General features: G+C 68.5%; 8 protein-coding genes. 2 read left to right on the top strand and 6 right to left on the bottom strand.

Annotated elements, in window-relative coordinates; genetic code table 11:
- Positions 1-8 precede the first annotated feature (8 nt).
- The 6 genes from ACZ4WH_RS18205 to ACZ4WH_RS18230 form a co-directional block, all read right to left on the bottom strand.
- Positions 9-1,070, bottom strand: coding sequence for an ABC transporter ATP-binding protein (locus ACZ4WH_RS18205; protein ID WP_468181508.1), 1,062 nt, complete (start codon positions 1,068-1,070; stop codon positions 9-11).
- 15 nt (positions 1,071-1,085) lie between these two features.
- A complete protein-coding gene (locus ACZ4WH_RS18210; protein WP_468181510.1) occupies positions 1,086-2,063 on the bottom strand; it encodes an ABC transporter permease in 978 nt (325 codons plus the stop codon).
- A 92-nt stretch (positions 2,064-2,155) separates the two neighbouring features.
- Positions 2,156-3,949 (bottom strand): ABC transporter substrate-binding protein, encoded by a 1,794-nt coding sequence (locus ACZ4WH_RS18215; protein WP_468181512.1) that lies wholly within the window; start codon positions 3,947-3,949, stop codon positions 2,156-2,158.
- A 103-nt stretch (positions 3,950-4,052) separates the two neighbouring features.
- A complete protein-coding gene (locus ACZ4WH_RS18220; protein WP_468181514.1) occupies positions 4,053-5,093 on the bottom strand; it encodes an ABC transporter permease in 1,041 nt (346 codons plus the stop codon).
- Positions 5,094-5,574: 481 nt separating this feature from the next.
- The gene (gene typA / locus ACZ4WH_RS18225; protein ID WP_468181515.1) at positions 5,575-7,491 is read right to left on the bottom strand and encodes a translational GTPase TypA; all 1,917 of its coding nucleotides are present in this window, start codon (positions 7,489-7,491) and stop codon (positions 5,575-5,577) included.
- A gap of 171 nt (positions 7,492-7,662) precedes the next feature.
- Positions 7,663-9,951, bottom strand: a complete 2,289-nt coding sequence (locus ACZ4WH_RS18230; protein WP_468181517.1) for an ABC transporter family substrate-binding protein — start codon at positions 9,949-9,951, stop codon at positions 7,663-7,665.
- A 313-nt stretch (positions 9,952-10,264) separates the two neighbouring features.
- Here ACZ4WH_RS18230 and ACZ4WH_RS18235 point away from each other — a divergent pair, with 313 nt between their 5' ends.
- Both ACZ4WH_RS18235 and ACZ4WH_RS18240 read left to right on the top strand, forming a co-directional pair.
- Positions 10,265-10,552: a hypothetical protein gene (locus tag ACZ4WH_RS18235; RefSeq protein WP_468181519.1), complete on the top strand. Its 288-nt coding sequence runs from the start codon at positions 10,265-10,267 to the stop codon at positions 10,550-10,552.
- 29 nt (positions 10,553-10,581) lie between these two features.
- On the top strand, positions 10,582-11,403 hold the full coding sequence (locus ACZ4WH_RS18240) for a hypothetical protein (protein ID WP_468181521.1): 822 nt from the start codon (positions 10,582-10,584) through the stop codon (positions 11,401-11,403).
- The last annotated feature ends 8 nt before the right edge of the window (positions 11,404-11,411 follow it).

Below are 11,411 nucleotides of genomic sequence, written 5' to 3' on the forward strand. Positions count from 1 at the left end.
TTGTCCTCCTAGCCCAGACGGGGCCTGATCTCTTCGATGAAGATGGTGCGTTTCTGCTCCGCGGCCAGATGGCACGCCGAGGAACGGTCCGGTCCGAGCAGCGGGCGCTCGGTGACGCACCGGTCACCGTCGACCCGGTCCCGGAACGTGCACCGGGGGTGGAAGCGGCAGCCGGTCGGCGGGGTGAGCAGGCTCGGCGGGGTGCCGGGGATCGGCGAGAGCGGGGTGCCGAGGTCGGAGTCCAGCCGGGGCATGGAGTTCAAGAGGCCCCAGGTGTACGGGTGGCGGGGCGACCTGAGCACCTCGTCGACGGTGCCGCGCTCCACCGCGCGCCCGGCGTACATGACCATGATGTCGTCGGCCATGTCGGCGATGACCCCGAGGTCATGGGTGATGAAGACGATCCCCGTGCCGAACTCCCGCTGGAGGTCCTTGAGCAGGTCCAGGATCTGGGCCTGCACGGTCACGTCCAGCGCCGTGGTCGGCTCGTCGGCGATCAGCAGGTCCGGGTCGCAGACCAGCGCCATGGCGATCATCGCCCGCTGGCGCATACCGCCGGAGAACTGGTGCGGGTAGTCCCGGGCGCGCTCCGCGGGGTTGGGGATGCCGACCTTGGCGAGCATCTCCACGGCCCGTTCCCAGGCAGCCCTCTTCGAGGCGCCCGTGTGCTTCATGTACGGCTCGGCGATCTGCCGGCCGATGGAGTAGAAGGGCGACAGCGCGGTGAGCGGGTCCTGGAAGATCATCGCCACCCGGTTGCCGCGGAGCTTCTCCATCTCCTTCTCGGTGGCGGTGATGAGTTCCTTGCCGTCGAGGAGGATCTCCCCGTCGATCGTCGTGAACATCGGGTCGTGCAGCCCGAGGATCGTCAGGTTGGTGACCGACTTGCCCGAGCCCGACTCGCCCACGATGCCGAGGGTCTTCCCGCGCTGGAGGTCGAAGGAGAGGCCGTCGACGGCCTTGACCGGGCCGTCCTCGGTGGAGAACGTCACCTGGAGATCGCGGACCGAGAGGAATCCGTCCGGCCCCGTCGGGGCCGGCGCGCCCTCGGCCTTGGTCACTGTGGTCACGATGGCTGGTTCTTCCTAGGAGAGCCGGATGCGGGGGTCGATCCACGCGTAGGTGATGTCGGTCAGGATGTTGATGATCAGGATGAAGAAGGCGCCGAACAGCATGACCCCCATCGTCAGCGGCAGGTCCTTGTTGACCGCGCCGTCGACGGCGAGCCGGCCGATTCCCTGGAGGGAGAAGGTCAGTTCGGTGACGACAGCGCCGCCCAGCATGGAGCTGACGTCGATGCCGAGCACGGTGACGATCGGGATGAGCGAGCCGCGCCAGGCGTAGCGCAGGAAGACGTACTTGCGCGACATGCCCTTGGCCCGGGCGGTGCGCACATGGTCCTCGGCGAGCTGTTCGATCATCGAGGAGCGCGCCATACGGGTGTACTGCGCGGTGAAGATGGTGGCCATCACACAGACCGGGATCGACATCCCGACGAACCAGCCGATCGGGTCCTGGGTGAGGGGCACGTACTTGGGGTCCTCCATCCAGCCGGTGCTGTAGACGAGGATCGTCAGCACGATCGGGCCGAGGAAGTAGATCTGGAAGGAACTCAGCACCATGGACGCGCCGGTGGCGACCTTGTCCACCAGCGTCCCGCGCCGGTAGGCGGCGAGCATTCCGGCGCCGACGCCGATGATGAGGAAGACGACCGCGCCGCCGGCGGTCAGGGTGAGGGTCAGCGGGAACCGGTCCGTGATGGTGCTCCAGACCATGTCCCCCGAGTAGAACGACACGCCCAGGCAGGGGGCCGGGCAGTGCCCGGTGGGGAAGTCGCGGCCCGTCACGATGCCGGACATGAAGTCCCAGAACTGCTGGGCCAGGGGCAGGTTGAGCCCGAGGGCCTCCCGGATGTCCGCCAGCCGCTGGGGCGAACAGTCCTTGCCGCAGGCCAGGGAGGCGTAGTCGGAGGGTGCGGCCACGAAGAGGAAGAACGTCGCCGCCCCGATGAGGAAGAGCGTGACGAAGGCGCCGACCGTGCGCCGGAGGATGAACTGAAGCATGGCGGGCTGGCTCTCTGCGGAGACGGTGGGTAGGGGCGCTCGGGCAGGGGGGCGCGCTCGCTCCGGAGCGCGCCCCCCTGATCAGCCGCGGGTCACGACTTCAGGTACAGCCGGGTGATGTCGATGAGGCTGGACACCGAGCCGTAGCGGGCACCGCCCACGTTGGAGCCGGAGATCTGGAACTGCTTCGTGTACCACAGCGGAGCCGCCGGGATGACGTTCTCCAGCAGGTAGTGGTGCGCTTCCTTCCAGGTCTTGGCGGCCTCGGTCGGGTTCTGCGTCAGCGCCTTCTTGATGAGGGCGTCGACCTTCGGGTCCTTGACGTGCGAGTAGTTCGAGGAGCCGTCGAAGACCTGCGAGCCGTCGTAGATCGGGGTGACGACCGTGCCGGGGGACGGCCAGTCCTGGCCCCAGCCGGTGATGTAGGCGTCGTACGGGTTCTTGAGCTTGCCGATCTGCTCGTAGTAGCTCGCCGCGTCGACCTCCTTGGCGACGACGTCGAACCCGACCTTGGTCAGGGCGTCCTCGATGGCGACCTTGCGCTTCTGGCCGGCCTCGCTGTTGGCGTAGGCGAAGACGATCTTCTTCTCGGCGGCCGGGACGCTCTTGAGGATCTCCTTGGCCTTGGCGATGTTGCCCTGCGGGGTCTTCAGGCGGCCGTAGGGGTCGTAGCTCGGCTCGTAGCCGGGCAGCGTCGGCGCGAAGTAGTTCGGCGCGACGTCACCGCCGTAGGCGCCGCCCTCACCGGCGATGAGGGACTTTGAGTTGACCGCGTAGGTGGCGGCCTCGCGGACCTTCTTGTCCTTGACCCGGTCGAGGTTGAAGGTCAGGGTCATCACGTAGGGCTGGTAGCCCTTGACCGTGCGCTTGCTGGCCTCCGGGTTGTTGATGACGTCCTGGATCTGCGTGGCCTCGACGCCGTTGGTGAGCTGGATGGCGTTCTTGTTGTCGCCCTCGTCGGCGATCAGGCGCTTGGTCTGGGTGGACTCGGTGACGCCGAACTGGATGGTGAAGCCGTCGACGTACTGGTGGCGCACGGAGTCGGTCTTCGGGTCCCAGTTGGTGTTCTTGACCAGCTTCAGGGTCTTGCCGGCCTTGTTCTCGGCGATCTTGTACGGGCCGGTGGAAACCGGCTTCTTCTCGTACCTCTCCTTGGTGTCGCCCTTCGCCGGGACGACGGCGTAGCCGGCCATGGCGAGCGTCTGCGGCAGGTCCGGGCGCGGCTGGTCGAAGTGGAAGACCACCGTCTTGTCGTCCGGGGTGTCCAGCACCGAGGCCGGCAGGTGCTTGCCGTCGAAGCCGCCGCCCGGCAGGGCCTTGCGGTAGTCGGCGCCGCTCAGCCAGGTCTGGAGGTAGGTCGGGCCGTCGAAGATGAACTTGGCGTACAGGCGCTCGACGCTGTGCCGGACGTCGGCCGAGGTGATCGGGTTGCCGTTCTCGTCCTTGATGCCGTCCTTCAGCGTGAAGGTCCAGGTCTTGCCGCCGTCGGAGGACTTGCCGGAGTCGGTGGCGAGGTCACCGGCGACGGACACGTTGCCCTTGTCGTCCTCCTGGAACTGGGTCAGGCGGCGGAAGAGCAGGTTGGCGACCTGGCCGGCGTCGGAGACGTAGATCTGGCCCGGGTCCAGGTGGGACAGGCCCGCCTCCTGGTACACCGTGATCGTGCCGCCGGGCTTGGCGCCGGGCACGTCCTTCGCGGGTCCGGTCGAACCCGCGGCGTCGACGTAGGTGACCGCCTTCGACTGGACCGCCGCTTCCTTCTGGTCCTTCTTGGAGTCCTTGCCGGACTTGCCGCCCTCGTTCTTGGAGCAGCCCGTGAGAGCCAGGGAGCCGGCCGCGATGGCGATCACTACGGCACGCGCTCCGCGGGCGCGATGAGACATCATGTGGCGAATCCACCTACCTGTCGGTTGTTATCCGTGAGATCTGCCGGGCGCCGGCCGGGTGCTGGCCGGCGGGGGCGGCAGCCACCCCCACCCAACGGACGACCTACCGCCCGGACTTGGGGTCGAACGCGTCCCGTACGGAGTCCCCGAGGAGGTTGAAGCACAGGACGAAGATCACCAGCGCCACCCCGGGGAAGAACATGAACGCCGGGTCCTGCTCGGCGTATCGGGCGCCGGCGGCGAACAGGCGTCCCCAGTCGGGCGTCGGCTCGACGAACCCGACGCCCGCGAAGGACAGGAAGGCGATGCTGAGGATGGTGCTGGGCAGTTGGTACGTGAACTGCACCAGGATCGGGGTGACGACGTTGGGCAGGATCTCCTTGCGCACGATCCGCCACGGCGAGGCGCCCGAGACCTTGGCCGCCTCCACGAACTCCCGCTCGCGCAGGGACAGTACGGTCGACCGGACCAGTCGGGCCATGCCCATCCAGCCCAGCAGCCACAGCACGATGAGCATGGCAAGGGCGCGGAAGTAGGTCGGCGTCTCCTCGCGGGGATCCACGAAGAACGACGTCACGACGGGCATGAAGGCGATGAAGAACAGCTGTTGCGGGAAGGAGAGGAAGAAGTCCGTGCCGCGGCCGATCCAGTAGTCCGTGCGACCGCCGAAGTACCCGCCGATCAGGCCGATGACGACACCGGTGACCATGACGAGGACGGTGATGCCGAGCGCCATGTACAGCGAGGTGCGCATGCCGTACAGCAGCATGGCGTAGAGGTCGCGGCCGTACTGCGGTTCGACGCCGAACCAGTGGTCGCCGGAGACGCCCCCCAAGTAACCGAGCGGAAGCCCGAATTCGTCGAGGACGGGCTTGTCGGCGTAGGTGGGGTCCTGGCCGTACAACGTGTACGGATCGGTGCCCGACAGCTTCACCAGCAGCGGTGCGAGCAGGGCGACGACGAAGTAGCCGATCACCACCACGGCGCAGATGACGCCCGTGCGGTCGCGCTTGAAGCGCAGCCACATGAGCTGGCCGGGGGACCGGCCCGCGAGCTTGACGGGTTCGCTCTTCGTCTCCGGCCCTGGTGTGCCGTCGACGACGATCGAAGCCCCGCCGCCCTCTATGTCGATAGGACTTGTCACGGTTCGTCCGTTTCACAGGTATAAGCGTGAGAGGTGTCCGCGTACTCCGAGAACGCGCGTGACCGCAGTCGGACGCGCGTAGTTACCGGGGTTCCCTCCTCATGACTTCACGTGTTCACCAACTGGTGAGGGTTTCCGTCTTCCCTCCGACACCCCTGACGGAGGGCCAGAAACCCTGTGGTGCTCGTGAGTCGGCGCTGTCCCCACAGCGCGAGACCCATTGACCCGAGCGCTACGCGGCTAACTATCTGCCATGGGTCGAGCACCGACCACTGCCCGTAGATCTCAATTCAGTCACAGCTCATGCCTACTTCTTCCAAAATCTGGACAAACTGTTCGACGGAAGAAGGCGCGAAACGGACTTGTTACATGGCTATCGGGCAGCGATCTCCGCATGTCGGACATGGGGCTCCCGAAAATGGGTTGCAAAAAGCCCGGGTTCACCCACCATGGGGGGAACCCGGGCTCAGGTGTCCGAGAATCAGCTGTGCTTGGCGCGGCTCGCGGCGCGGGCCCGCTCCCGCTGGTCGAGCACGACCTTGCGGATGCGAACGGCCTCCGGGGTCACCTCGACGCACTCGTCGTCGCGGCAGAACTCCAGCGACTGCTCCAGCGACAGCTTGCGCGGCGGCACGATCGACTCGGTCACATCGGCCGTCGAGGACCGCATGTTGGTGAGCTTCTTCTCCTTGGTGATGTTGACGTCCATGTCGTCGGAGCGCGAGTTCTCGCCGACGATCATGCCCTCGTACACCTCGGTGCCCGGCTCCACGAAGAGCACGCCGCGCTCCTGAAGATTCGTCATCGCGAACGCGGTGACGGCACCGGAGCGGTCGGCGACCAGGGAGCCGTTGTTCCGGGTCTGGAGCGGGCCGGCCCACGGCTCGAAGCCCTCGTGGATGGAGTGGGCGATGCCCGTGCCACGCGTCTGCGTCAGGAACTCGGTACGGAAACCGATCAGGCCACGGGAGGGGACGACCCACTCCATGCGGACCCAGCCGGAGCCGTGGTTGGACATGTTGTCCATACGGCCCTTGCGCACGCCCATCAGCTGGGTGACGGCACCCATGTGCTCCTCGGGCACGTCGATCGTCATGCGCTCCATCGGCTCGTACGTCTTGCCGTCGACCTCCTTGGTGACGACCTGCGGCTTGCCGACGGTCAGTTCGTAGCCCTCCCGGCGCATGGTCTCGACCAGGATGGCGAGCGCCAGCTCACCACGGCCCTGCACCTCCCAGGCGTCCGGGCGCTCGGTCTCCAGGACCCGGAGGCTGACGTTACCGATCAGCTCGCGGTCCAGGCGGTCCTTGACCTGGCGGGCGGTGACCTTGCGGTCCTTGACGGCCGCCTTCTTGTCGGCGCCCTTGCCGGTGGCGCCACGGCCGACCAGCGGGGAGGTGTTGGTGCCGATCACCATGGAGATCGCCGGCTCGTCGACCTTGATCAGCGGCAGCGCGACCGGGTTCTCCGGGTCGGCCAGCGTCTCACCGATCATGATGTCCGGGATACCGGCGACCGCGCAGATGTCACCCGGGCCCGCCTTCTCGGCCGGCTTGCGGGTGAGCGCCTCCGTCATCATCAGCTCGGAGATGCGGACGTTGCTGACGGAGCCGTCCCGCTTGATCCACGCGACCGTCTGGCCCTTGCGCAGCTCGCCCTGCTCGACCCGGAGCAGCGCGATACGGCCGAGGAAGTTGTCGGCGTCCAGGTTGGTGACGTGCGCCTGGAGCGGGGCGGCCTCGTCGTAGGTCGGGGCCGGGATGTGCTCCAGGATGGTGGAGAAGAACGGCTCCAGGCTGGTGGAGTCCGCCGGGACCGTGCCGTTGTCCGGCTTGGTCAGCGAGGCGATGCCGTCACGGCCGCAGGCGTAGACGATCGGGAACTCGATCTGCTCCTCGTCCGCGTCCAGGTCGAGGAAGAGGTCGTAGGTCTCGTTGACCACCTCGTCGATGCGGGCGTCCGGGCGGTCCGTCTTGTTGATGCAGAGGATGACGGGCAGCCGGGCCTGGAGCGCCTTGCGGAGCACGAAGCGGGTCTGCGGCAGCGGGCCCTCGGAGGCGTCCACGAGCAGGACGACGCCGTCGACCATCGACAGACCGCGCTCGACCTCGCCGCCGAAGTCGGCGTGGCCGGGGGTGTCGATGATGTTGATGGTGATGGGCTCCCCGCCGTCCTTCGGGTGGTACTTGACCGCCGTGTTCTTGGCGAGGATCGTGATGCCCTTCTCACGCTCCAGGTCGTTCGAGTCCATCATGCGGTCGTCGACGCCCTCGAGCTGGTGGGCGGCGAAGGCACCGGCCTGCTTCAGCATCGCGTCGACGATGGTGGTCTTGCCGTGGTCGACGTGGGCGACGATGGCGACGTTGCGGATGTCGTGACGCGTAGAAAACGCAGTCATATTGTGGCGTACTCCCGGAGTGTGCGGACTGCCCTGCGCGTACGTCCGTGTCGCGCGGGCCCTGCCGGGCTGGACACGCCACGGCCTCACCCCATGGTACGTGGCCGCTGCCGCTGGGGCTCCTCGGGATACGTCGGCGCAGTTCAGGCCCGTTTCCGACGCACCCGGCGGCTACTTCTTGCTCGGGCTCGGTGAAACCTTCGCTCCCTTCTTCAGGAAACCCATGTCCTCGAAGATCGGCGTCTGGAACCCGAACGCCCCCGCGTTGACCACGTTCTTCCGCGCCCCCACCAGCTGAGGCCGCTGGTAGAGGGGGATCGAGCCGGCGGCGGCCCAGATGCGGGCGTCGGCCCTGCGGATCAGGGAGCGGGCCTCGTCCTCGTCCAGCGTGGCCTGGGCCTGGTCGAAGAGCTGGTCGACCTGGTCCGTGCCGACCCGCGTGTAGTTCTGCTCGACGTTCACCGAGCCGTCCGCCGCCGCGACCGGCTTGGCGTAGATGGGCCGGGCGTCGGTCGCCGGGAAGGCGGAGGACGGCCAGGAGTACAGGGCGAGGTCGTAGTCGCCGGCGGCGATGTGGTCCTTGAAGTAGGTCTCGTCCGAGACCTTGGTGATCGTCGTGCGAATGCCGACCTGCTCCAGCATCGCGGAGATCCGCTCGGCGACCGAGTTCAGGGTGTCCGAGCCGGAGCCGGAAGGCAGGACGAAACGCAGCGCGAGCGGCTTGCCGTCCTTGGCGAGCGGTCCGGCGGGCGCGGCGGCCGGGGCGGCCGTGCCCTGGGGGGCGTACGCGCCCGGCGCGCCGCCGTGCTTGCCCTCCCGCGCGAGGTGCTGGTCGGGGTGCTCGTGCTGGTCGCCGGCGGTCTCGTGGTGTTTGCCCTTGTCGTCGCCGTCCGTGCCGCCGTGGCTCCCGCCGCCGGCCCCGTCGTCGTGGCCCTTTTCGTCGTCCTCCTCCCCGACGACGTACTCGCCCTCCTTGCCGCCGTTCGACACGTCCTCGGAGGGGCGCTGGGGGCCGGCCGCCTTCTCGGGCTTCTTCGGCTCCTTGAGCGGGCCGCCGCGTACCCAGCCGGCGTCGGCGAGCAGCGCCTGTGCCTCCTTGGCGTCCTGGCCGCCGATCGCGCCGCTGCCGTCGGCGTAGGCGGCCTGCCCGGACAGGGCGAGGTGGCTGCCGACCGGCACGGCGGGCAGCCCCAGTGGGGTGAGCACCAGCCGGGCCAGCTCCACGCGGTCCAGGGCGCGGGCGAGGGCCCGGCGGACCCGTTCGTCGGCGAGGGGACCGGTGGAGCCGTTGAGGGCGAGCTGGGTGTAGGCGGGCTCCAGGGACTTGCGGACCTCGACGTCCCGCAGCGCCTGCTGCTGCTCCAGGTACCGGGTGACGGCCTTGTGCAGCTTCGTCCTGCCGGCGTGCACCTGGTCGGAGTCGAAGCCGTGCGCGAGCGCCCAGTCGCGCAGCTTCTTAACGGAGGTCTTGCCCCCGGCGCCCTGGAGCGGGGTGCCGGTGCCCTTCTCGCGGTGGGCGAGAGCGATGCGCTGGGCGTCGGCGGAGTCGATCTCGGCGAGGTCCACGCTGCCGTCGGCGAGCGCGGCGGCCCGCTTGTCGCGCGACACGGCGTGCAGCACGATCTCGTTCAGCTTGGCGGGCTTTCCCCACCAGCGCGGGTTGCGGGTGAGGACGACGTCCTTCTTCGCGGTGTCGACCTTCTTGACCTTGAAGGGTCCGGCGGTGACCTTCAGCTTGCGCCGGGCGCCGTCGTTGAAGGCGTCCGGGGTGCCCATGACGTCCTTCGGGTACAGCGGGGAGAACAGCGACTTCCAGTCGGCGTAGGGGCGGGAGAAGGTGACCCGGACCTGGAGGTCGTTGGCGCCGCGCTCGATCTTGGCGATGCGGTCGTAGCCCGCGTTGCGGGCGGTCCAGTAGGCGCTGTTCCTGCCGGACAGGGCGCGCCACTGGGCGACGAAGTCGGCGGCGCCGATCTCCCGGCCGTCGGTCCAGACGGCCTGCTGGTTCAGCTTGTACAGCACGACCTGGCGCGGCTCGGTCTCGATGACCTTGGCCGACTCCAGGTAGGCCGGGTTGGGCACCGCCCGGCCGGTGGCGTCCAGCCGGAACATGGACGGCAGTACGGCCTGGGCGACCCGGCTGGTGCCGGCGTCGGCGTCGGCCTGGAAGGTGTTCAGGGTCTCCGGTACGGCGTCCACGGCCCACTTCAGGGTGCCGCCGTCGACGACCTTCTCGCGGGCGGCGAGAGCGATGTCCTGCGGTGCGAGGGGGGTGCCGGCCTCGTCGTCCTCGCCGCAGCCGGCGAGGAGGGGGACGGCGAGGGCGCCGACGGTGAGGAAGACAAGGCTCCGGCGCAGGTGCCGGGATCTGCCGTCGGCCGTCTGCGGGTGCTTCGTGGCTGGTCGCGCAGTTCCTCGCGCCCCTGCGGGTCGCGGACGCTGACGAACGTCGTAGGACATCTCTGCTACCTCCGAGGACCCACGGGCCTTATGCTCGCATTTGTCGGTATATGGAGCTGATCACGTTTGGCGGTATATGGAGCTGATCAGATCTATGCGGCCACTGAAGAGGAAAGGATCCGGCCACAGCGGGCGACACGGCGACGACGGCCGCCAAGCCCACCCGTGCGGCGCAACACACCGGGCGATGCATCCGTACGCCCCGGCCAATCGCTGCACATCCCTTCACACCGGCGGGCGTGAGGCGCAACACTCCAAGGCGCATGAACGTTGCCGCCCATGACCGCCGGACCCGCGGAAGCGAGGGCAAGTCATGTCCGTGCACGACGACATCAACGCCGTCCAGCGCTGCCTCGACGACCTCAACCGGTCGGTGAGCCGCCTGGAACACCAGCTCGGCAGCGGTCTGGAGATACGCCGGGTCCGCCTGGACGCCGACCATCTGCGTGAGAGCGTGGCACTGCTGCGGGAGGCCGCCGCCGACCCGGCCACGCCGCGCCGACCCGACCTCGTCACCATCTCCGACGCGCCCTACGACATCAGCCTGTGGACGGACTCGGACGACGAGGGCCTGGGCGCCCGCGACCGCCGCGCCCCCTGACACACCCCCCGAACCGACCGGAGTCCCCCTTGGCTACTGGTACGGAACCCCAACAGAACAGCGGCGGCGTACGCGCCCGTACGCGTGCCGCGATCGCCGCCCCGCACCTGCGGACCGACCGCTGGTGGCTGGCGCCCGCCGCCACCGCGGCCGGTCTGCTGGCCTTCGTCGTCTACTCGACCTGGCGGGCCTTCGCCAACGCCGACTACTACGCGGCGCCGTACGTCTCGCCGTTCTACTCGCCGTGCCTGGCGGAGAACTGCCGGACCATGCGCGCCGGGCCCAACGCCGACCTCTTCGGGGGCTGGTGGGGCATCTCGCCCGCGATCATCATCCTGATCTTCCCGCTCGGCTTCCGGCTGACCTGCTACTACTACCGCAAGGCGTACTACCGGGCCTTCTGGGCGTCCCCGCCCGCCTGCGCGGTGGCCGAGCCGCACCGGACGTACACCGGCGAGACCCGCTTCCCGCTGGTCCTCCAGAACATCCACCGGTACTTCTTCTACGCCGCCCTGCTGGTGGCCGGCGTGCTGACGTACGACACCGTGCTGGCCTTCCGGGACGAGCACTACCGGTGGGGGCACATGGGCCTCGGCACCCTGGTCTTCCTCGCCAACATCGTGCTGATCTGGGCGTACACCCTCTCCTGCCACTCCTGCCGGCACATCGTCGGCGGCAAGCTCAAGCACTTCTCCCGGCACCCCGTGCGCTACCGGGCATGGCAGTTCGTCGGCAGGCTCAACGCCCGCCACATGCAGCTGGCCTGGGCCTCGCTGCTGAGCGTGGCGCTCGCCGACTTCTACGTCTACCTGGTCGCGTCCGGGGTCTTCGACGATCCGCGCTTCTTCTAGAGATCCAG

It is taken from the genome of Streptomyces sp. NPDC029138 (assembly GCF_055564375.1).